The sequence below is a fragment of the Streptomyces sp. NPDC005962 genome (assembly GCF_040629205.1).
Lineage (GTDB): Bacteria > Actinomycetota > Actinomycetes > Streptomycetales > Streptomycetaceae > Streptomyces.
The window spans coordinates 121654-144230 of sequence record NZ_JBEXVE010000002.1 but is presented as its reverse complement, the minus strand read 5'-3'; the positions used below and the strand labels follow the sequence as shown (position 1 = coordinate 144230).

General features: G+C 72.7%; 15 protein-coding genes. 4 read left to right on the top strand and 11 right to left on the bottom strand.

Annotation, left to right across the window (positions count from 1 at the left end; all coding sequences use genetic code 11):
* Nucleotides 1-48: 48 nt before the first annotated feature.
* The 3 genes from ABZ370_RS04645 to ABZ370_RS04635 are packed head-to-tail and all read left to right on the top strand — an operon-like array spanning nt 49 to nt 9745.
* Nucleotides 49-6171: an SDR family NAD(P)-dependent oxidoreductase gene (locus ABZ370_RS04645; protein ID WP_358616394.1), complete on the top strand. Its 6123-nt coding sequence runs from the start codon at nt 49-51 to the stop codon at nt 6169-6171.
* On the top strand, nt 6168-8180 hold the full coding sequence (locus ABZ370_RS04640) for a beta-hydroxydecanoyl-ACP dehydratase (RefSeq protein WP_358616392.1): 2013 nt from the start codon (nt 6168-6170) through the stop codon (nt 8178-8180). The genes ABZ370_RS04645 and ABZ370_RS04640 overlap by 4 nt, the downstream gene beginning before the upstream one ends.
* Complete coding sequence (locus tag ABZ370_RS04635; protein WP_358616389.1) at nt 8174-9745, top strand: PfaD family polyunsaturated fatty acid/polyketide biosynthesis protein; 1572 nt, start codon at nt 8174-8176, stop codon at nt 9743-9745. The genes ABZ370_RS04640 and ABZ370_RS04635 overlap by 7 nt, the downstream gene beginning before the upstream one ends.
* 67 nt (nt 9746-9812) lie before the next feature.
* On the opposite strand, the gene ABZ370_RS04630 is transcribed toward ABZ370_RS04635, so the two are convergent.
* From ABZ370_RS04630 to ugpC, 5 genes are read right to left on the bottom strand one after another with little or no spacing between them, the layout of a single operon-like run.
* A complete protein-coding gene (locus ABZ370_RS04630; protein ID WP_358617413.1) occupies nt 9813-10634 on the bottom strand; it encodes a carbohydrate ABC transporter permease in 822 nt (273 codons plus the stop codon).
* 37 nt (nt 10635-10671) lie between these two features.
* On the bottom strand, nt 10672-11616 hold the full coding sequence (locus ABZ370_RS04625; protein ID WP_358616387.1) for a sugar ABC transporter permease: 945 nt from the start codon (nt 11614-11616) through the stop codon (nt 10672-10674).
* A gap of 3 nt (nt 11617-11619) precedes the next feature.
* Nucleotides 11620-12480: a metallophosphoesterase gene (locus ABZ370_RS04620; protein WP_358616384.1), complete on the bottom strand. Its 861-nt coding sequence runs from the start codon at nt 12478-12480 to the stop codon at nt 11620-11622.
* On the bottom strand, nt 12477-13862 hold the full coding sequence (locus ABZ370_RS04615) for an ABC transporter substrate-binding protein (protein WP_358616382.1): 1386 nt from the start codon (nt 13860-13862) through the stop codon (nt 12477-12479). Before ABZ370_RS04615 ends, ABZ370_RS04620 begins: the two co-directional genes overlap by 4 nt.
* A gap of 9 nt (nt 13863-13871) precedes the next feature.
* Nucleotides 13872-15029: a sn-glycerol-3-phosphate ABC transporter ATP-binding protein UgpC gene (gene ugpC / locus ABZ370_RS04610; protein ID WP_358616380.1), complete on the bottom strand. Its 1158-nt coding sequence runs from the start codon at nt 15027-15029 to the stop codon at nt 13872-13874.
* A 181-nt stretch (nt 15030-15210) separates the two neighbouring features.
* Here ugpC and ABZ370_RS04605 point away from each other — a divergent pair, with 181 nt between their 5' ends.
* Nucleotides 15211-16650: an MFS transporter gene (locus ABZ370_RS04605; protein WP_358616377.1), complete on the top strand. Its 1440-nt coding sequence runs from the start codon at nt 15211-15213 to the stop codon at nt 16648-16650.
* On the opposite strand, the gene ABZ370_RS04600 is transcribed toward ABZ370_RS04605, so the two are convergent.
* Genes ABZ370_RS04600 through ABZ370_RS04575 form a run of 6 tightly spaced genes read right to left on the bottom strand, consistent with a single transcriptional unit; the run spans nt 16552 to nt 22399 of the window.
* Nucleotides 16552-17421 (bottom strand): hypothetical protein, encoded by an 870-nt coding sequence (locus ABZ370_RS04600; RefSeq protein WP_358616375.1) that lies wholly within the window; start codon nt 17419-17421, stop codon nt 16552-16554. The genes ABZ370_RS04605 and ABZ370_RS04600 overlap by 99 nt on opposite strands.
* On the bottom strand, nt 17412-18581 hold the full coding sequence (locus ABZ370_RS04595) for an aminotransferase class I/II-fold pyridoxal phosphate-dependent enzyme (protein WP_358616373.1): 1170 nt from the start codon (nt 18579-18581) through the stop codon (nt 17412-17414). The genes ABZ370_RS04600 and ABZ370_RS04595 overlap by 10 nt, the downstream gene beginning before the upstream one ends.
* Nucleotides 18578-19747 carry an amidohydrolase family protein gene (locus tag ABZ370_RS04590; RefSeq protein WP_358616370.1) on the bottom strand — a complete coding sequence of 390 codons (1170 nt, stop codon included), beginning with the start codon at nt 19745-19747 and terminating at the stop codon, nt 18578-18580. The genes ABZ370_RS04595 and ABZ370_RS04590 overlap by 4 nt, the downstream gene beginning before the upstream one ends.
* Nucleotides 19744-20643: an alpha/beta fold hydrolase gene (locus ABZ370_RS04585; protein ID WP_358616367.1), complete on the bottom strand. Its 900-nt coding sequence runs from the start codon at nt 20641-20643 to the stop codon at nt 19744-19746. The genes ABZ370_RS04590 and ABZ370_RS04585 overlap by 4 nt, the downstream gene beginning before the upstream one ends.
* Nucleotides 20640-21191 carry a DUF4442 domain-containing protein gene (locus ABZ370_RS04580; protein WP_358616364.1) on the bottom strand — a complete coding sequence of 184 codons (552 nt, stop codon included), beginning with the start codon at nt 21189-21191 and terminating at the stop codon, nt 20640-20642. Before ABZ370_RS04580 ends, ABZ370_RS04585 begins: the two co-directional genes overlap by 4 nt.
* A gap of 50 nt (nt 21192-21241) precedes the next feature.
* A complete protein-coding gene (locus ABZ370_RS04575) occupies nt 21242-22399 on the bottom strand; it encodes an acyl-CoA dehydrogenase family protein (protein WP_358616361.1) in 1158 nt (385 codons plus the stop codon).
* Nucleotides 22400-22577 lie beyond the last annotated feature (178 nt).

Here is a 22577-nt window from a genome sequence, read left to right as displayed (position 1 = left end):
CTTCCCGGCAGTGAGTTTCCCGGCAGTGAGTTTCTCGGAAGGAAAGACATGAGCGAGGAGTTGGCCGACCGCAGGCTGGCCCGCACCCCGATCGCCATCGTCGGCACATCGGGGCTGTTCCCGATGGCCCGCAACCACCGCGAGTACTGGCAGAACGTCGTGGACGGGACCGACTGCACCCAGGAGGTGCCCGAGTCCCGCTGGCGTCTCGACGACTACTACGACGCCGACCCGGACGCCCCGGACAAGACCTACTCGCGGCGTGGCGCGTTCCTGCCCGATGTGGACTTCAACCCGCTGGAGTTCGGGCTGCCGCCCAACCAGCTCGAAGTCACCAGCACCATGCAGACCCTCAGCCTCGGCGTGGCCCGCGACCTGCTGCACGACGCGGGCGCCCCCGAGTCCACCTGGTACGACGCCAACCGCACCGGTGTGGTGCTGGGCACCACGGGCCCGGTGCCGCTGATGCACCCGCTCGCCGCCCGGCTCTCCACGCCCGTGCTCAAGGAGGTGGTGCGCAGCTGCGGGCTGACCGCGCAGGACGCCGCCGAGATCTCCGAGAAGTACGTCAAGGCGTTCGCGCCGTGGCAGGAGAACTCCTTCCCCGGTCTGCTGGCGAACGTGGTCGCGGGCCGGGTGGCCAACCGGCTGGGCCTCGGCGGCATGAACACCACCGTCGACGCCGCCTGCGCCGCCTCGCTGTCCGCGATCCGGCTGGCGGTGGCCGAACTCGTCGACGGCCGCGCCGACATGATGCTCACCGGCGGCGTGGACACCGAGAACACCATCTTCATCTACATGTGCTTCTCCAAGGTCGGGGCGCTGTCGAAGACGGACACCATCAGCCCGTTCTCCGACGCCGCGGACGGCACCCTGCTCGGCGAGGGCATCGGCATGATCGCCCTGCGCCGCCTGGACGACGCGGTGCGCGACGGCAACCGGATCTACGCGGTGATCCGCGGCATCGGCTCCTCCAGCGACGGCCGCTCCAAGAGCATCTACGCCCCGCGCGCCGAGGGCCAGCGGGTCGCGCTGGACCGCGCGTACGCCGACGCGGAGGTCTCCCCCGCCACCGTCGAGCTGTTCGAGGCGCACGCCACCGGCACGTCCGTCGGCGACCGCACCGAACTCAGCGCCCTGGGCGACCTGCTGCGCGACGCCTCCGACGAACCGCACTTCGCCGCGCTGGGCAGTGTGAAGTCGCAGATCGGCCACACCAAGGGCGCGGCCGGTACGGCCAGCCTGATGAAGCTCGCCTTCGCGCTGCACAACAAGGTGCTCCCGAGCACCATCAACGTGGACGCGCCGAACGCCGCCATCGACTTCCCCGACGCCCCCTTCTACGTCAACGTCAAGACGCGGCCGTGGATTCGCGACCCGCACCGGCCCCTGCGCCGGGCCGGGGTCTCCGCGATGGGCTTCGGCGGCACCAACTTCCACATCGTGCTGGAGGAGCGGGAGTCGGACCCGGCGGAGCGGCGCGTCCCCCACCGCACCGCCCAGGCCCACCTGTGGCACGCACCCGATCCGGCGGCCCTCCTGGACCTGCTGCGGTCCGGCGCGCCCGCCTCGGACGCCGGGGACATCCCCGACGACCACGCCCGGGTCGGCTTCGCCGCCTCGGACGACGAGACCGCCGCCGACCTGCGCGAACTCGCCGTCCAGCAGCTGGCGGCCGATCAGAGCGCCGATGACTGGACGCATCCGCGCGGGGTGTACTTCCGCCGCCGGGCCGCCGAGAACCTCAAAGTCGGGGCGCTGTTCGCCGGGCAGGGCAGCCAGTACCTCGACATGGGCCTGGACGCGGCGCTGAACGTGCCCGTCGTCACCGCCGCCTTCGACGAGGCCAACGGACACTTCTCCGGCGCCGCCACCCGGCTCGGCAAGGTCGTCTTCCCGCCGCCGGTGTTCCACCCGGAGCAGCGCCAGGAGCAGGAGGCGGCGCTGCGCCGCACCGAGCACGCGCAGCCCGCGATCGGCGCGCTGTCGGTCGGCCAGTTCCGCTACCTCGGCGAACTCGGGCTGTCCTGCGCGGCGCTGGCCGGGCACAGCTTCGGCGAGCTGACCGCGCTGTGGGCCGCCGGTTCGCTCTCCGACGAGGACTACTTCACCCTCGCCCGGGCGCGCGGTGAGGCCATGGCCCCCACCGGCGACGGGGACACCGGCACGATGGCGGCCGTACAGGTCGGCGAGGAGCGGGTCACCGAACTCCTCGCGGACTTCCCCGACGTGGTGATCTGCAACCTCAACGCCCCCGACCAGGTGGTCGTCGGCGGCCCGACCGAGGACGTCAAGCGGCTCACCGAGGTGTGCGCGGAGCAGGAGATCAACGCGCGACTGCTGCCGGTCTCCGCGGCCTTCCACACCCGCTACGTGGACCACGCGGTGGACGCGTTCCGCCCGGCGGTCGAGGCCGCCCGGGTCGGGGAGCCCACCGTTCCGGTGCACGCCAATACCCCCGGCGCCACGTACGGGGCCGACGCCGACGCCAACGGGCAGACCCTGGTACGCCAGCTCCTGGAGCCGGTGGACTTCGTGGCCGCACTGCGGTCGATGCGCGAGTCCGGGGTGAATGTCTTCGTCGAGTTCGGGCCCAAGCAGGTGCTCACCCAGCTGGTCCGCCGCACTCTCGGCGACGACGTCCACGCCATCCCGACCGACGGCGGCCCGCTCGGCGACAGCGACACCGCGCTGAAGCAGGCCGCGGTGCGGCTCGCGGTGCTCGGCGTCCCGCTCTCCGGCGTCAACCGGTACACCGAACCGGCCGCCGAGGAGGCCGAGCCCGGCGGCATGACCATCTCGCTGTCGGCGCCGGAGTACGTCCCCGAGGCGCGGGCCACCGCGTATCAGGAGGCGCTGGAGAACGGCTACCAGGTGCGGCCCGCACCGGAGCCGGTGGCCCCGGCCGCACCGGCGCCCGCCGCGCTCGCGCCCGTAACCGCGCCGGCTGTCGCGGCTGTTCCCGCTTCCATCCCCGCCCCCGCTCCCGCCCACCAGTTCAGCGCCCCCGTGGAGGACCCCGTGCGCACCCCAGTGGAACAACACCTCGCCCTGCACAGTCAGTATCTGGAGAGCCAGCTGCAGGTGGCCGACCAGGTCGCGGACGCCCTGCGGCAGCCCGCGCAGCCGCACACCGCCGAGGCCATCAACGCCGTCGCGCAGCAGAGCGTCGCCATCGGCCGCGCCCACGCCCGGGCGAGCGAGATCCTGGCCACCCTGGCGGAGCTGGACGCGGGCTTCCCCAACGGCGCCTACGCCGCCACGCCCCGGTCCTTCGCCGACACCGACGTCCCCGAGCTGCTCAGCGCGCCCGTCCGGCCCGAACTCGCCGTCCCGGCCCCGGCGCCCGCCCCGGCCACCGCGCCCGCTCCGGTGGCGGTCCCCGCGCCCGCTCCGGCCCCCGTCCCCGCCCCGGTGGCCACGGCCGCCCCGGCGCCCGCCGCTCCCGCTCCCGCTCCCGCTCCCGCTCCCGTCGAGCCGTCGGTGAACGGTGACGCCGCCACCGGCAGCGCCGCCCCCGACGACGTCCGCACCGTGCTCGTGGGCGTCATCGCGGAGAAGACCGGCTACCCCGCGAACATGATCGACCCGACCATGGACCTGGAGGCCGACCTCGGCGTCGACTCCATCAAGCGCGTCCAGGTGCTGGGCTCCATCCAGGAGCGGATGCCGAACCTTCCGGAGATCCGGCTGGAACAGCTCGGGGAGTTGCGAACAGTCGATCAGATCGCCGACTACCTGGCCTCCGGAGAGGGTGATGTCGACCCAAAAGGCCGTGACGCCGGGGCGAGTGCGCCCCGGCACGCCGTCGAACTCGTGGGGCTTCCCACGGTCGACGTGATCGAGCGGCCGTACCCGGCGGAGCCGGTGGCGGTCCTCCTGGACGAGGGCGGCGCCGACGGCGACGCGCTCGCCACCGCTCTGGAGGACGAGGGCTGGACGGTCCGCAGGACGACACCGCGGGACGACGCGGCGCACACCGGCCACGTCGACCTGTACGTCACGCTGGTGGACGCCGCGCAGGACTGGCCGGACGCCGAGCAGCGGCTGACCGAGACGATCCTGACCGCCGGACGGGCCGCCGACATCCTCGACCCGTCCGGCGCACGGGCCGGGTTCGTCACCGTCACCCGGCTGGACGGCGGCCTCGGCCTGCACGGCCGCCGCGGCGCGGTCGCGTCCCTGGTGGGTGGCGTCGGCGGGGTCGTCAAGACCCTGGCGGCCGAGCGGCCCGCGCTGTTCTGCCGCGCGCTCGACATCGAACCGTCGCTGTCCGGCGCCGAGTTCACCGCCGCCGTGCTCACCGAGATCCGCGACGCGGCCCGCGACACCCTCGAAGTGGCCGTCGACGAGCACGGCGCCCGCTGGACCGTGGTGCCCGGCGGCCACGGCGAGGCCCACCGGGTCACCACCGTGGACCTCGACGGCGAACCGGCCGCCACCGCCCTGACCGAAGCGGACCTGCTGCTGGTCACCGGTGGCGCCCGGGGCGTGACCGCCGAGTGCGTCCGCGCGCTGGCCGAACACGCGCCCGTCCGCTTCCTGCTGCTGGGCCGCACCGAGCTGGCGCCGGAGCCGCGGTGGGCGGCCGGGGTCGCCGACGGCGACCTCCAGCCCGCCGTGATCGCCGGTCTCGCCGCGGACGGCGGCCGCCCCACCCCGCGCGAGGTGCGCCGGGTGCACGGCTCCCTGCTCGCCCAGCGGGAGATCCGCGCCACGCTGGCCGCACTGGGCGACCGCGGGGAGTACCTCGCCGTCGACACCACCGACCGGGCCGCCGTCCAGGCGGCGCTGGCCGGACACCGCGACCGGGTCACCGGCGTGGTGCACGGCGCCGGAGTGCTCGCCGACGCGCTGCTCCCGGAGAAGACGTCCGAGCAGATCGCCCGGGTCCTCGCGCCCAAGCTCGACGGACTGCGCCATGTGCTCGACGCGCTGGACGGCGACGCGCTGCGCCATCTGGTGCTGTTCACCTCGGTGGCGGGCCTGCTCGGCAACCCGGGCCAGGCCGACTACGCGGCCGCGAACGAGGCCCTGTGCCGGTTCGCGGCCGGATGGCGGCACGCCCACCCCGAGGCGCGGGTCACCGCGATCGACTGGGGCGCCTGGGACGCCGGGATGGTCACCCCCGAGCTGCGGGAGCTGTTCACCGCCCGCGGTATCCCGCTGCTCGACCCCCGGGTCGGCGCACGGGCGTTCGTCGACGAGTTCGCCAGGACGCCCACCTCCGAGGTGTGCGTCCTGGTCGGCGAGAACACCGCGCTCGGCGGGCCCCGGTCGGACCTGCCCCCGGCGTTCTCCGCCCACCGGGACATCACCGGCGTCGACGCCGACGAGGTCATCCAGGCGCACCGCATCGGCGAACACCCCGTGCTGCCCGCCACGTTCGGCCTCGGCTGGCTGATCGGCGTCGCGGAGCGGGCCCACCCGGGCCTGCGGGTGGTGCGCGCCCTGGACTTCCAGGTGCACAAGGGCGTCGTCTTCGACGGCACGCCGCACGACGGCTTCCGCGTCCAGGCCGAGGCCGAGGCGGGGGACGACGGCGAGGTGATCGTCCGGGCCGCGGTGCGCAGCCTGTCGGCCGCCGGGGCGCTGGTCTCGCACTACGCCGGTACGTTCCTCCTCGCGCCCGCACCGGCGGAGGCGCCCGTGATCGACGTACCGCTGGTCACCGAGGGGCCCGAGGACGGTCTGGACATCTACCGCGAGGCCACCCAGTTCCACGCCCCGCGTCTGCAGGGCATGCGCCGCGTGCTCGACCACTCGGCGGACCGCATGGTGCTGCTGTGCCGTCTCGCCGACGCGGACGTGGCCGGTGGCGCGTACGCCGGGCGGCTGCACAGCCCGGTCCTGGCGGACGTCCTGCTCCAGGGCCCGCCGGTGCTGGGCAAGGAGCTGCTCGGCGGGGCCTGTCTGCCGCTGGGCATCGGCCGCGCCGAGTGGTACGCGCCGCTGCCCGACGACGAGCCGTATCTCCTGGTGCTGGACGACGCGCGCCAGGCGGCGGGCGGGGTCACCGTGACCGCCACCGCGGCCACGGCGGACGGACGGGTGCTGTGCCGCTTCGCCGATGTCACCGTCGTGTCCACCCCGGATATGACGGACAAGTTCCGTGAGTCGGTACGGCAGTGGCATCAGCCGGCCGACCAGGAGGAGGCGACCGCGTCATGACCGAAGTCCTGGAGTTCGAGGGCGAGCCGTTCGACGCGGTCGCCTGGACCACTCCCCCACCCGCGCAACCCGAACCGGCCGCTTCGGCCACTGATCCCGTACCGACCGCACCCCCCGCACTCCCTGCTCCGGCCGTTCCGGCCGGTGGGGCGCCGCAGCCCGTCTCCACCCTCGTCGAGCTGCGTACCGCCCTGGTCAGCGCCCACTCGGGCGCACTCCGTGCGCAGGCGGCGCTCCAGCGCCGCCTGCTGGGCCACCCGGGCCGGACCGCCGTGGCGGCCGGTCCGGCCCGGGCGGCCGCGGAGGGCGCGTTCAAGCCGCTGGCCCGTTCGGTGGCGACCCGGCTGGGCGCCACCGAGCTGCGGCGGCTGGCCGCGGGCGACATCGCCGGGGTGTTCGGCGCCGGTTACGACCAGGAGGACCGCAACCCCGATGTCCGCCTCGCGCTCGGTGCCGACCTGGCGCTGGCCGAGGTGACCGCTCTCGAACTGCGCGGCGGCGCCACGGCCAACGGCCGGGTGGTGGCGCGTACCGTGCCGGGGGCCGACCCGGTCGAGGCGACCGCGCAGGCCGCCGAGGTGTTCGCGCTGTTCACCGGGTTGCATCTGTGCCTCGCCGACGCACGGTTCGTCCGCGTCGAGCCGCAGCACACCCACGTCGAACCCGGCACGGACACAGACACAGACGCAGACACCGCGCTCGATGTCGAGGTGGAGTGGATCGACCTGGTGCCCCGCCCCGCGCTGCGGGTGCGTGCCCGTAGCGGCGGCGCCGTGGTGGCCGGGGTCGAGGTCTCCGTCCACGAGAAGCCCGGCGTACCGGTCGGCCCCGAGCGCGGCGGTTTCCCCGCCCAGTGGCTCGGCCGCAAGAGCGCTCAGGGCGAGCGGGTCCTGCTGAGCGAGTTCCAGCTCGCCCACCTGGCCCGGGGCGACCAAGGCCTCGCGCTGGGCCCGGAGTTCGCCCACTACACCGGGATCAAGGCGACCCGTATCCCCACCGGCGGGCTGCTGCTCATCGACCGGGTCGTCGACATCCAGGGCGAGCGCGGACGGCTGGATGGCGCCACGTACCAGACCGAGTACGACTCCCCCGCCGACTCCTGGTACTACGCGGACAGCGCCAACGCGTCCATGCCCAACTGTGTCTACATGGAGACCTCCCTCCAGTCGGCGCTGCTCATCGGCTACCACCTCGGTGCGACGCTGAGCAGGCCGCATGAGACGCAGTGCCTGCGCAACCTCGGCGGCACGGCCACCGTGCTGCACGAGGTCGACCTGCGCGACACCACCATCCGGCAGGACTCCGCGCTGGAGTCCACCACCCCGATGCCCGGTTCGACGCTGCAGAGCTTCACGTACACGCTCGCCGCGGACGGAGTGCCCTTCTACTCCGGGGAGACCCTGTTCGGCTACTTCAGCGAGCAGGCGCTGGAGAACCAGACCGGGCTCGACGCGGGACGTTCCGTGCCCACCTGGCGGGACGAGAACCCCACCGCGGTGGGCCGCACCGTCGACGTCGCCGCCCGGCGCGCCGACCCGGCCGCCCCGCTGTGCTCCCGCGACCGGCTCGCGCTGCTCGACGAGCTGACCGTGGTGGACGGCGGTGGCCGGTACGGCAAGGGCTATCTGCACTCGGCCCGGAGTATCGACCCGGACGACTGGTTCTTCGTCCGCCACTTCCACCTCGACCCGGTGATCCCCGGTTCGCTGGGGGTCGAGACCGTCATCCAGGCGATGCAGGAGTGGCTGCTCGACTCCGGTCTCGGCGACGGCATGCGCGACCCCGGCTTCGTGCTGCCGGTCGGTGTGCCGTTCACCTGGAAGTACCGGGGCCAGTTCCTGCCCACCGACGGCACCACGACGCTGGAGGTGCACATCAAGGAGATCCAGCGCAAGTCCGGGCGGCTGCGGGTCACCGCGGACGCCAGCATGTGGAAGCCGGGGCTGCGCATCTACGAACTCACCGACATCGCCATCGAACTGCGTGAGCAGGGAGCCGCACCGTGGTGACACCGACCGACCGGGCAACGGGCATCGCCCGGGAGCCCGAGGCGATCTACCGCGAGCTGAATCTGCTGGACCGCCCGTGTTTCGTGGTCCGCGACGAGCTGGGCGTCGGCGTCACCGCCGACGCCGGGCTCGCCCGGCCGGCCCAGGTGCTGGCCGCCGTGCCGTCCCTGCCGCCCGCCTCGCTCGGCGACGCGGCCTTCCGGGCCGCCCACGGCGTCGGCCACGCCTACCACGGCGGCGCCATGGCCAATGGCATCGCGTCGGCCGACATGGTCGTCGCCCTGGCCCGGGCCGGTTTCCTGGGCTCGTACGGCGCGGCCGGAGTGCTGACCGACAAGGTGGACACCGCGATCCGCCGTATCACCACCGAGGCGCCGGGCGCGCCGTTCGCCGTCAACCTGATCCACAGCCCGAACGAACTGGCCATGGAGCGGGCCGTGGTGGAGCTGTGCCTGCGCCACCAGGTGCGCTGCGTCGAGGCGTCGGCGTTCCTGGACCTCACCCCGCAGGTGGTGCACTACCGGGCCGCCGGTCTTTCCCGGGACGACGCGGGCCGGATCACGGTGGCCAACCGGATCATCGCCAAGGTGTCCCGGGCCGAGGTGGCCGAGCGCTTCCTGCGCCCGGCCCCCGAGGCGATGCTGCGCTCGCTGGTGGAGTCCGGCGCGATCAGCGCCGAACAGGCCGAGCTGGCGCGGCAGGTGCCGATGGCGGACGACATCACCGCCGAGGCGGACTCCGGCGGCCACACCGACCGCCGCCCGCTGGTCGTGCTGCTGCCCGAGCTGATCGCGGTGCGGGACCGTATCCAGCGTGAGCTGGGGTACGCGCGCCCGGTGCGGGTCGGCGCGGCCGGTGGCATCGGCACCCCGGCCGCCGCGGCGGCCGCGTTCGCCCTGGGCGCCGCGTACGTCGTCACCGGCTCGGTCAACCAGGCGTGTGTGGAGAGCGACCAGTCGCCCGGGGCGAAGGAGCTGCTCGCCTCCGCCGGGGTGGCGGACTGTGTGATGGCTCCGTCGGCCGACATGTTCGAGATGGGCGTCGACGTCCAGGTGCTCCAGCGCGGCACGATGTTCCCCGGCCGGGCGCGTCGGCTGTACGAGGTGTACCGGACGCATGACTCCATCGAGTCCATCGCGGACGGCGATCGGGCCGAACTGGAGAAGCGCGTCTTCCAGCGGCCGCTGGAGGACGTGTGGGAGGACTGCACCCGGTTCTTCGCCGAGCGTGACCCGGAGCAGATCGAACGGGCGCGGGGCAACCCCAAGCGCCGGATGGCCCTGGTGTTCCGCTGGTATCTGGGGCTGTCCTCGGGGTGGAGCATCCGCGGGGTGCCCGAGCGGGCGACGGACTACCAGATCTGGTGCGGCCCGGCCATGGGCGCGTTCAACCAGTGGGTGGCGGGCACCCATCTCGCCGCGCCCGCCCACCGCGGTGTCGCCGAGGTGGCCACGCACCTCATGCGCGGCGCGGCCTTCGCCGCCCGGGCGGGCCAGCTCCGGCTGGCGGGGGTGCGGCTGCCCGCGCAGTGCGCCACGTACCTTCCGGTGCCGCTGACGGACTGAGCCTCCCGCAACGCGGAACGGGCCGGGACTTCGAGTACGAAGTCCCGGCCCGTTCCGCGTTGTCGTGTCACTTGAGCCCGGAGCGGACGAACGCGTTGACGATGTTGCGCTGGAGCACCAGGTACAGCGCGAACACCGGCAGGCAGGCGAGCCCCGAGACGGCCATCAGCGGCCCCCAGTCGGTGCCCTCGGTGCCCATGAAGCTGCGCAGCCCCAGCTGGAGCACGGCGTTGCTGCGCTGCATCACCATCGCGGGCCAGAAGTACTCGTTCCACGCGTTGACGAACAGCACGACGGCGAGCGCCGACAGTGCGGAGCGCATGTTGGGCACCACGACGGTCCACAGCGTCGTCCAGGACGAGCGCCCGTCCATCGCGGAGGCCTCCAGCAGCTCCCGGGGGAAGCTCTCCAGGTGCTGGCGCAGCAGCAGCACACCGAGCGCCGAGCAGAGGGTCGGGACGACGACGCCCATGATGGTGTTGAGCAGCCCCATCTGCATCAGCAGGACGTAGTTGGGCAGCATGGTGACCTGGAAGGGCACCAGCCAGGTCCCGACGAACGCGATGTAGAGCAGCCGCTTCAGCGGGAAGTTCCACGCGGCGAACGCGTACGCGGCGAGCAGCCCGGTGAGCAGCTGGCCGACGGCGATGAGCCCGGCCATGGCCAGGGTGTTGAACAGCAGATGCACCACGTCGACCTGGCGAGCGGCGTCCGTGTAGCTCTGCACCGACAGCGGCCAGGGCAGCGGGGAGAGCGAGTAGACGTCGCCGGGGCGGCGCAGGGACGTGGCGTAGAGCCAGTAGATCGGGAAGACGCATAGCGCGCTGAGCACCGCGAGCACCCCATGGGCGCGCACGGTGCGCAGGCGGCCGCGGTCACCGACGGCCATTTCGGACACGGTGGATGAACTCCTCTGGTGATGTCTCTCAGTTGTCGTGGAAGGCCAGGCGCTCGGACAGCCACACCAGCGCGGCGGCGACCAGCCCGAAGCCGACGAAGAGCAGCATCCCGGCCGCCGCGCCCATGCCCGCGTCGTAGCTGCGGAAGCCGTACTCCCACAGCAGGTAGTAGACGTTGGTGGTGGAGTCGGCCGGTCCGCCCTGGGTGAGCGAGTCGATCAGCGGAAAGGTCCACTGCGCGGACAGCAGCACGGTCATCAGGGTCAGGAAGACCAGTGTCGGGGAGAGCAGCGGCAGGGTGATCCAGCGGGTGATCTGCCCTCGGGACGCGCCGTCGAGTGCCGCCGCGTCCGCGTAGTCGCCGTTGATGCCGGACAGCGCGGCGGCCACCACGAGCACGGCGAAGCCGAGGACGTGCCAGCCGGTGATCAGGATGATGGCGATCTGGGCGTAGCCGCTCTCCTGCAGCCAGTTCACCGAGGTGCCGGTCGCCTGGTTGACCACGCCGCCGCGCGGGTCGAGCAGCCATCCCCAGACGGCGGCCCCGGCCACCGGGGCGACCAGCATGGGCGAGAACACCAGGGCCTGGTAGACGGCCCGGGACCGGCCGCCGAGCCGCCGGGTGAGCAGCCCGACGACCACGGGGATGACGATCGAGAACGGCAGCAGGCCGAGGATCACCTCAAGGGTGCGCCACAGCGCGTCGCCGAGCTCCGGGGAGTCCATTAGCCGCCGGTAGTTGTCGAGCCCGACCGGCTCCATGGGCGTGGTGGGCAGCAGGTTCCAGGAGTAGAACGACAGCTGGGCGGTCTGCGCCAGCGGCCGGTACACCCAGATGCCCAGCAGGATCAGGGCCGGGGCGAGATACAGATACGGCGGCACCGCGCGCCGGATGGCGCGCGGCAGCGAGGGCCGCGCCGCCTTGATGGCCTTATCCATCGGCCGGGGCGGCGCGGGAACCTCCACGAACATCTCTCACTCCATTTCGGGTGCCGGGTCGGTGTCGGGCGTCAGGTCCTGGACGAAGCGCACCATCGCGTCGCGCTCGCTGTCGTACACATCGACGCCCCGCTCGACGGGCAGCGCGGTGGCCACCAGGGAGCCGTCGATGAGGTCGATCCGGGTGAACCCGGCGCCCTCGGCGCCGCGCAGCCTGCCGCTGGGGGACATCGCGTCCACCCGGTAGGCCAGTGCGGGCGACACCCACACCGGGATGGTGCCGAGCACACCGGAGCTGGTGTGATGGGCGTGCCCGGTGACGATCAGACGGACATCGCTTCCGGCGACGACGGCGCCCAGCCGGTCCGCGCCGCGCAGCCGCAGCAGATGGACGGTGGGCACCGGGGACGGCAGCGGCGGGTGGTGCAGGACCAGCACCGTGCCCAGGGGCGCGGGCCGGGCCAGCTCCTCGGCCAGCCACCCCAGCTGGGCGTCGGACAGATGGCCGTCGTGGCGTCCGGGGACGCTGCTGTCCAGGACGACGATCCGCAAGCCGCCCGCCCAGTGCACCCGGTCCGCGGCCTGCCCGCCGTGGAGCAGCTCGGCGCGGAACGCGGTGCGCTCGTCGTGGTTGCCCGGCACGTACACCACGTCGGCGCCGATCCGCTCGGCGAACGGGGTGACCACGCCGCGCAGCCGCCGGTACGCCTCGGGGGCGCCGCTGTCCGTCAGGTCACCGGTCAGCAGCAGCGCGGCCACCCGGGCCCCGGAGGCCGCCACCAGCTCGATGGCGGCCTCCAGGTTCGCGAGGGTGTCGACCTGGCCGTGCATCAGCTCACCCTCGGGAAGGATGTGGGTGTCGCTGAACTGCAGCAGGGTCAGCTCGGGAGCGGTCATTTCTTCGGCAGCAGCTTGGTGGCCTGCTTCTGGGCGGCCGTGAGAGTGGACTGCGGGTCGGCGCCCTGGTAGACGACCTTCTCGACGGCGTTCAGCATCTCGTTGCGCGCCGGCTTGTAGTTCTTGCCGGGGAAGGACTGCCAGGGCTCCATGCGGGAGAGCTGGTCCAGGTTGGGCTGGATCAGCGGGTTCTCCTTCGCCCAGGTCTTGAGGCTGTTCGGGTCGTTCACCAGACCGGTGCGCAGCGGCAGGTAGCCGATCTTGCTGGAGATCATGGTGTACGCCGGGTCGCTGGTGAGGAACTTGATGAGATCCCAGGCGGCGCGCTGCTTGGCCTTGTCCTTGCCGTAGACGAACAGCGCGGAGCCGGAGTTGGTGGGGACGACGGGCTTCTTCCCGAAGCCGGGCGAGTTGGCGGCCCGCAGGTCCCACTTGTCCTTGGAGCCCTTTATGAAGAGCCCCTGGACCGCGCTGGTCTCCAGGATCATTCCCATGTCGCCGCGCGCGAACTCGGTGTACGCCTGCTCCTGGCTGAGCTTGGGCGTGGCCCCGGACTTCACCATGGCCTGGGCCTGCTTGACCGCCTCGACGGCCGGCGGCTGGTCGAAGGTCAGCTTGGTGCGGTCCTCGGAGAGCACCCGGCCGCCGTTGGAGCGGACCATGGACTGGAAGCACCAGTCGGTGGCGATCTTGGTCAGGCAGTCGCTGTAGTGGCCGTCCTTGCCGGTCTTCTTCTTGATGGCCAGGGCGTCCTTGGCCACCTCGTCCCAGGTCGTCGGCGGCTTGGCCGGGTCGAGACCGGCCTTCTTGAACAGGTCGGCGTTGTAGTAGAGGACCGGGGTGGAGAACACGAACGGGACGCCGTAGGTCTTGCCGGACCAGTCGCCGAGGGTCTCGGCCCGGGTGTCGTACGGGTGCGCACCGGCGAAGTTCTTGCGCACCTCGGCCTTGCCCACCAGGTCGTCCAGCGGCTGGGCGCCGAGGCCGTTGACGGCGTAGTCCAGGTCGCCGAAGCCGAGCTGGGCGACGTCCGGCGGGTTGCCGGAGGCCGTCTGGTTCTGGACGCTGGAGACGGCGTCGGCGGCCGGGTTGGGGCTGTTCCCCTGCGGCTTCTGTGCGGTCACCTTGATATTCGGGTGGGCCTGTTCGAATTTCTTGATAAGTGCGGTGAACGTGTCCGTCCACGGGCCCGCCTGGCCGAAGTTGTAGCTCTCGAAGGTGATCGACACCTTCTGGTCAGCCTTGAGTTCCGGCACCGGGGAGGAACCGGATTTCTTGTCCTCGGCGGCGCCGAGTCCGCCACACGCCGAGGTGCCGAACAGGATCGCGGCGGTGCCCAGGGCGGCACCGAAACGGAAACGAGTAGTTCTCGTGAAAGACACGGAATGCTCCTAGCGAAGCGTATGAGCGGGCTTGTACGGGGAATTCGGCGCGGGGGACGCGGCGAATGAGTCGGATACCGGGCCGGATGCCGGATCGGGGTTCCAGGTCAGGCGGCGGCCGCCGGCCCGGTCGAAGAGGTGGACATGGTGCGGCGCCACGCCGAGTCCCAGCGGGTCGCCGGGGGACATCCCCAGCGGCCGCGGTCCGCGCAGCGACACCTCGGCGGAGCCGACGGTGCAGTGGGCGACCTCGTCGCTGCCCAGGTTCTCCACCGCCCGGACCCGCGCGCGCAGCATCGGCGTCGCGGCCGGGGCGAGGTGTTCGGGCCGCACCCCCAGCACCACATCGCGCGGGGGCAGGTCACCGGCGATGCCGAGGGGGACGTCGACGTTCTCGGCCACCGCCCGCAGTTCGCCGTTGTGGCTGACGATCTGCGCGTCCAGCAGGTTCATCGGCGGTGCGCCGAGGAAGCCCGCGACGAACACCGAGGCGGGCTCGTCGTAGACCTCGGCGGGGGTGCCCACCTGCTCCAGGCGGCCCGCGTTCAGCAGGGCGATCCGGGTCGCCATGGTCATGGCCTCGACCTGGTCATGGGTGACGTAGACGAACGTCGAACCGAGCCTGCGGTGCAGGCCGGTCAGCTCGGCGCGGGTGGAGGACCGCAGCTTGGCGTCGAGGTTGGACAGCGGCTCGTCCATCAGGAACGCGCCGGGGTCGCGCACCAGCGCGCGGCCGAGCGCCACCCGCTGGCGCTGGCCGCCGGACAGCTCGCGCGGACGGCGGTCCAGCAGCTGGCCGAGGTCGAGCACCTCGGCGACCTCCTGAACCCGGCCCCGGATGTCGGTGCGCGACCGGCGGCGGGCGCGCAGCGGGAAGCCGATGTTCCGCGCCACGCTCAGATGCGGGTAGAGGGCGTAGCTCTGGAAGACCATGGCGAGGTCGCGGTCGCGCGGCGGGGTGTGGGTGATGTCGGTGTCGTCGAGGCGGATGCGGCCCGCGGACAGGGGGGTGAGCCCCGCGATCATCCGCAGCAGGGTCGACTTGCCGCAGCCGCTCGGCCCGAGCAGGACCAGGAACTCGCCGTGTCCGACATCCAGGCTGACCCCGTCGACGGCGACGGTCCGGCCGAAGCTTTTGGTCACACCGTCGATACCCAATCGGCTCACGAGTAAATTCCTTTCCCGCCGGGTTATGGTGCGGGAGAACCACAACAGCCACAGATGTATTCGAGGTAAACCAGCCCTGACGATATAAGTTTGTCGGCCGGTGATTGATTTCTTCAATCAGCCGAGTGGAGAAGGGAATTGGCAAGAAAGAGGACAGGGAGCGCAGGCCAGCATGGAGCCCATGCGCTCTCGGCCGCTCCTCGCATTCATTTGTACCGCCACTTTTCTGGTCTATCTCGACACCAGCATCACCCCGGTCGCCCTGCCCGATATCCGTGCGGACGTGGGCGGTGGCACGACCGCCGGGCAATGGCTGCTCGACGCCTACACGCTGGCGTTCGCGTGTCTGCTGCTGACGGCCGGGTCGCTCGGCGACCGGCTGGGCCGCCGGAACGTCCTGGCCCTGGGCATCGCGGGGTTCACCGCGGCGTCGGCGGGCTGCGCGCTGGCCCCGGACACCGGCACGCTGATCGCGGCGCGGGCCGCGCAGGGCGTCTTCGCCGCGGCGATCGTGCCCCTGTCCCTGGCCGTCACCTCGGGTCTGTTCGACGATGCGCGGCAGCGGGCCCGGGCCATCGGGATCTGGGGCGGCACCAGCGGTGTGGCGCTGGCGCTCGGACCGCTGCTGGGCGGGCTGCTGGTGCAGACCGCGGGGTGGCGCAGCATGTTCTGGATCAACATCCCCATCGGGCTGGTCGCGCTGACCGGGCTGCTCGCCACCATGCCGCCCGCCCCGCCGTCCGGTGCCGCGCGGCGGGTCGACGTCCTGGGGCAGCTGCTGTTCACCGGCGGTGGCGCCGCGCTCACCTTCGTGGCCATCGAGGGGCGTGCCCTCGGCTGGCTGTCCGCGCCGGTCCTCGGGCTGTGCGCGGTGGCGGTGGTGGCGCTCGGGCTGTTCTGCTGGTGGGAGTCGCGGACACCCGAGCCGATGCTGCCGCCCGGGCTGCTGCGCATCCCGACGGTGGCGATCGCCTGCACCGTCAACTTCCTGGGTCTGCTGGGGCTGTACGCGGTGCTGTTCCTGCTCACCACGCATCTGCAGGGGGCGCTCGGGCTGTCGGCCCTCCAGACCGGGCTGCGGTTCGTGACCCTGTTCGGCTGTCTGGCGGTGGCGGCGGTCGCCGCCTCGTCGGTGGTGGCGCGCTGGGGCACCCGCCGCACGATGGTGACCGGCCTGGTGTGCGTGGCGGCCGGGCTGGCGGGGCTGGCCCTGGTGGAGACCGGCGTCGGCTATCCCGGCTACGCGTGGGCGCTGCTGCTGCTCGGGGCGGGCGTACCGCTGTCGAGCGGGGTGGTGGCGATCCAGGCCATGATGGGCGACGTACCGCCGCGGCTGGCCGGGACCGCGTCGGGCACCGTGAACACCTTCCGGCAGTTCGGCGCCGTCCTCGGGGTCGCGCTGGCGGGAATCCTGTCCCCGGAGCGCGGCGGGACGGTCCACGCGATGCACCGGACCTTCCTGGCCACGGCGGTGGCCGCGGCCCTGGCCGCCGCGCTGACGGCGGTGGTGCTGCCCGCCGGGTCAGCGGCGCGGCGGCCAGTCGAAACCAACGGGGTTGGGGACCGGGACGGCGCCCGCGGTCATGACGAGATCGGCGAACGGGCGCACACACGCGACTAGTTCCTCGGTGCGCGTCTGCCCCAGCGCCCGGTAGGGGCGCGCCGCCAGGCGGTCGGTGTCCGTCTCGATCCGTTCGCGGACGAGGGCACCGGCCGCCGTGAGCGTTCCGTCCCCGCGCAGCCAGCCGCGGTGGACGAGTTCGCCCAGTGCGGCGGCCCACTGCTCTTCGGTCCACTTGTGGTACTTCTCCGCGTCGGACCGTGGTGAGCGGCCGGACGCGGCGGACAGCACATGCGCCGCGCATGGCTCGATCTCCTGCCCGGCCAGCACCACGGCATGGCCGTCGCCCCGGTATTCGCGCAGGGTGGTCAGCGCCTGCCACAGCGCCAGATGCGGCTCGTCCGGCACCGGCAGCGCGGCGTTGGCCGCGCCCAGCGGGCGTCCGCCCGCGCCCGCCACGACGGTGGCGGCGGCCGTGGCGAGTTCGGCGGCCCGGGCCAGCCCCGGGGAGCCCAGCACCGGCCCGGCCAGCCGGTGCAGCGCCGTGTCCATGGCGGTGAGCCGGGCCCGGAGGAAGCGTTGCGGAGTGGCGTGGTCCCACAGCGCGGGCACGGAGCGGGCCACCATCGCGGGCGCCAGGTGGTAGAACACCGAGGTCGCGGCGGCGGCGCCGACGGCGCCCAGCGGTGCGGCCCGGCAGCCGAAGTACCACATCCACCGGCCGGGCAGCGCCAGTGGCGCGGTGGCCGCCTGGGTCTCCGGCGCGTAGTACAGGACGGCGTGCACCGGTTCGGCGGTGTGCCAGGCGTACCGGACCAGGTTCAGTTCCACGCTCGCCGTCCCGTCGTGTCGGCCATGGACCGTACGAGCCGGTCGAGGATGTGCGCGGACGTGGCGAGGTTGAGGCGGGCGTGGCCCGCGCCGGGCGCGCCGAAAGGGCGGCCCGCGCTGAGCGCGACCCTGGCCTCGCGCAGCCAGAACTCCGCGGGTTCGGTGGGCAGTCGCAGGGCCCGGAAGTCCAGCCAGGCCAGATACGTGCCCTCGGGGAGGCGGTAGCGGACGGCGGGCAGCAGCTCGTCCAGCAGCTCCGCGAGCAGCCGCCGGTTGGTGTCCAGAGTGCGGAGCACCTCGGCCAGCCAGGTGTCGCCGTGGCGGTAGGCGGCGGTCCCGGCGACGACGCCGAGCGGGCTCGCCAGTCCGGTCACCGCCGCCGGCAGCGCGGACCAGATACCGCGGTCGCGCTCCGAAGTGACGATCGCCTGGGCGCACTTGAGCCCGGGGATGTTCCATCCCTTGGAGGCGGAGACCAAGGTGACGGTGTGGTGTGCCGCGGTGTCCGACAGCGAGGCGTACGGCACATGGCGGTGTCCGGGGAACACCAGCGGGGAGTGGATCTCGTCGGCGACGACCCGGCCGCCGTGCCGGTCGACCACGGCGGCGATGCCGTGCAGCTCCCGTTCGGTGGCGACGGTGCCCAGCGGGTTGTGCGGATTGCAGAGCAGCAGGGTGCGGGCGCCCGCGGCGAACGCGCGGTCCACCGAGCCCGGATCGAGTGTGGGCCGCCCGTCCGTGGCGCTCATGGGCACCTCGATCAGCGGCCGCCGGGAGCCGCGTACCACGTCGGCCAGCGGCGGGTAGGCGGGCACCGGGAGGATCACCGGGCTGCCGGGGGCGGAGTGCGCCTCCAGGGCGAGCCGCACACCGTGCACCACGTCGGGCAGCGGGAACACCTGGCCGGGGTCCACCCGCCACCGGTGGGTACGGCCCAGCCAGTCGGCGCACGCGGTGGTCAGGTCCTGGCGGGAGCGGTCGTCCGGGTAGCCGAACGCACCGCGGCGCACCGCCGCCTCGACGGCGTCCCGGACCGGTGGCGCCGTCCCGTAGTCCATCTCCGCGACCCACGCGGCGAGCACGTCCGGTGGGTGGCGGGTCCACTTCAGCCCGTCGGCCGTCACCGGCGGTCCGGGGGCGGCGGGGTGCGTCGCGGTCATCGGCGGGCCACCGGCTGGGGCCGGTACTCCCGGCCGCGAGTGACCACCAGCGCCGGTTCGGCCAGCACCGACAGATCCCGCAGCGGGTCGCCGTCCACGGCGATCAGGTCGGCGTCGCGGCCCGGGGTGAGGCTGCCGGTCGACCCGGCCAGGCCCAGCGCGGCCGCCGCGTCGCCGGTGGCGGCCCGTATCGCCTCGGCGGGGGTGAAGCCGTAACCGGCCATGGTGGCCAGGGCCGTGGCGTACGCGGAGTGCGGGGTGTCGCGGATACCGGCGTCGGTTCCGGCGATGAACCGCACACCGCGGCGGCGCATCTCGCCCACCACGTGGCGGCGCCGCTCGGCGTACGCCTCGTCGCGGGCCAGCAGCGGGTTGAAGGTGCCGCACACGGCGATGCCCGCTTCGGCAATCGCGTCGGCGAGGGCGGGTTCGAAGCCGTCGAAGCCGCGCTCGGTCTGCCAGGTGCAGTGTTCGATGGTGTCCATGCCGTGGGCGACGGCGGCGCGGATGCCCTCGACCCCGTGCGCGTGGGCGGCCACCGGTATGCCGAGGAGGTGGGCCTCGGACACGGCGGCGGCCAGTTCGGCGTCGGTGAACTGGGGCAGCCAGGGCTTGGAGTGAGGTGTGGTGTGTCCCCCGGTCACCATGATCTTCAGCAGATCGGCGCCCCACAGGGCCTGTTCCCCCACCAACCGGCGGATGTCGTCGACGCCCTCGCACCCTCCGCCGAGATACCAGCAGTGGCCGCCGGGCGAGGTGAGCGGCCGGGTGGCGGTGAGCAGCCGGGGGCCCTGGCCGACGCCGTGGTTGATCTCGTCGCGCAGGACGATGTCCAGGAAGCCGTAGCCGCCCAGGTCGCGGGCGGTGGTGACACCGGCGGCGAGCAGCGCGCGGGCATTACTCCGCATGCTGTCCAGCAGCTCGGGGCCGCTCGCCCGCCGCAGTGATGTGACCGGATCGGGGCCGCCGTCCATCGCGAGGTGCACATGGGCGTCGATCAGCCCCGGCAGCAGTGTGCCGTGGGGGAAGTCCACGTGTTCCAGGTCCCCGGGCAGTTCGCTGACCCGGCCGACGGCCCGGATCACGCCGCCGCTCACCACCACGCCGCCGTCGTACAGCGTCCCGCCGTCGCCGGTCAGGACCCGGGCCGCCGTGTAGAGCTTCATCGCGGAGGCTGTCCGTCCCGGAGCCATCCAGCGATCCCGGGGCCGATGACCGTACTGTCCTTGATCCACTGGAAGTGGTCGCGGTGGCGGACGGCCGACGACGCGTCGATGTGCCAGCGCGTGATGTCCGCGGTCGCGATCCGGCCGCACAGGAAGTCCACGTTGCACTTCGGGCCCAGCGGGTCCTCGTCCAGGGAGATCGCCAGCACCGGCAGCTTCAGCGCGGCCAGCTTCCGGTCGTAGTCGTAGGAGCGTCCCCGGGGCCGGTAGTGGCCGGTCAGCGAGTGGCGGGACCAGTCGGCCATCACCCGGCCCTGCATGGCGCCGGGGATGAGCACCCCGCCGGGCCACCGCCCGGTGACCCGGGCGACCAGGCCGATCCACTGGATCTTCCACAGCGCCTCGAACCACCGCCTGGGCTCGAACGCCTTCCAGTACACGCTGCCGGTGGCGATGACGGTGACGCTGGAGACGCGGTGCGGCGCGGTGGCGGTGTACAGCAGCGCCACCTGGCCGCCGAGGCTGTGCCCGAACAGATGCAGCGGCGCCTGCGGAAAGCGCGCGGCCACGGCGTCGACGATGGCGGGCATGTCGACCTCGATCAGCTCCCGGTAGCCGAAGTCCGGGGCTTCGCGCAGCTTCGGGGTGGACTCGCCCTGGGCGCGCAGATCGACGGTGGCGACCGAGCACCCGGCCGCGGCCAGGGCCTTGGCCATCGGCAGGTAGAACTTGGCCTTCATCGCCATCGCGGGCAGCATCAGCACGACCGGGGCGGCCGGGTCCTCATGCGGCAGCAGCCGGACGACGAAGCCCGCACCGTCGGATGTGGTCAGCCGCAGCTCTTCGAGCGTGCCGAACTCCGAGGGCCGCTCATCGCTCTTGCTCGACGTGGTCATCGGCGCTCCTGGTCCGTGCCGGTGGCCACGTCCACCACGTAGTCGAAGGTGGCCTTGGCGACGAGGACGTCGGCGTCGTCGTACATCAGCGCCTTGCCGTCCACGTCCATCCGCAGCTCGCCCTCGGCCGCCAGCACCTCGCGGACCACGCGCTCGTCGATCATCCCGATGGCGCGGATACGGCCGATGGCGGGCTTGCGGAAGGCGGTCCTGCTGTCCCGCAGCACGAAGCGGCGGATGGTGTGCAGCCGGGTGGCGGCGGCGCCGAGGAAGGCGGCGGCACCGGCGATGTCCGCGGCGAGGAACAGGGCGCCCGCGTGCACGGTGCCCATGTGGTTCGTCAGATGCTCCTCGCCGGGAACCTCCACGACGGCGCGCTCCGGGCCGATCTCGGTGATCCGCACACCGGCGTGGTTGCCGAACGGTACGAGGGTGGTGCACACGCGCCGGATCTCGTCGTAGTCCGGGTCGGCCGGGTCGATGTGGCCGAACGCCGCCGAGTAGGCGCCGCCGGGCTGGGTCTTCACGTCGGTGGTCACGCTCGTCATCCCCTGAAGTGTCGGATCAGCTGTGTCATGGTCGTCTTGGTTGACGCGGGTCACTGGAAGGTGCGCAGCACCCGGCGGCCGATGGACCAGCGCAGCACCTCGGACGCCCCTTCGTAGATCCGCACCGCCCGGGCCTCCACCAGGAAGCGGGCCACCAGATGGTCCTCGCACACCCCGAGCCCGCCGTGCAGCTGCACCGCCCGGTCGAAGACCCGCCAGACCGCCTCGGACACGAAGGTCTTGGCGACGGACGCGGCGTGGCGGGCGGCCGAGCTGAGCGGGCCCTGCTCGTCGAGGACGGCGGCGGTGGAGTGGATCAGGGCCCGGGAGGCGGTGATGTCGATCTCGTTGTCCGCGACCAGTCCCTGTGCCATGCCGTGTTCGGCGATCGGCACACCGAACGCGGACCGGCCCCCGATGTGGCGCGCGGACAGTTCATGGGCGCGGGTGGCCAGGCCCAGCCAGTTCATGCACAGGGTGAGCCGGGAGGGCGCCAGCCGGGCCTGGGCATGGTCCAGGCCCCGGCCGACCTCGCCGAGCACCGCGCTGTCGGGGACCACGCAGTCCTCGAACGCCACCTCGCTGTGGCCGCCGGGGTTGCTGTGGTCCAGGGTCGGCATCCGGCGGCCGACCTTCATGCCCGGGTTGTCCTGGTCGACCAGGAAGAGGGTGACACCGTCGTCGGTGTTGGCCACGCAGATGGTGAACGCGGCGCCCTCGGCCCCGGTGGTGAAGTGCTTCCTGCCGTTGATCACCCAGCCGTCGTCGGTCTCCTCGGCGACCGTCATCAGCATGCGCGGATCGGACCCGGCGCCCGGGGCGGGCTCCGTCAGGGCGATGGCCGAGCGCACCTCGCCCGCGGCCAGCGGGGCGAGGTAGCGGCGCGTCTGCTCCGGGTCGCACGCATGCGCCAGCAGATGGATGTTGCCGTCGTCGGGCGCCGAGCAGTTGACGGCGAGCGGGCCGATCAGGCTGGTTCCCGCCGCCTCCATCACCAGCGCCGCGCCGCGCATGTCCAGGCCGAGACCGCCGTGCTCGACGGCGGACATCGGCCCGAAGACGCCCGCCTCCTTGGCCGCCTTCTGGAGCTCCAGGCGCAGGGCGTCGTCCATCGGGCGGCCGTCCACCACCACCTCCCGCTCGACGGGGATGACGCGGTCGTGAACGAAGGCGCGGGTACGGGCGGCGAGTTCCTGAGGACTGGGCACCGCGGACTCCTCCTCGGTTAGAGCGAGCATCAACCGGCATGTCGCGACCATTGCGCCAGACCTCCGCGCGCGGGGCCTGTGTCATTGCCAGAACCAATCGGCCGAATGGAGAGCGGTGCCGTGATCTGCTTTGCCGCTCTCCTTCGGAGAGACTGCCGGTGCCCGCCGATACCGCTCC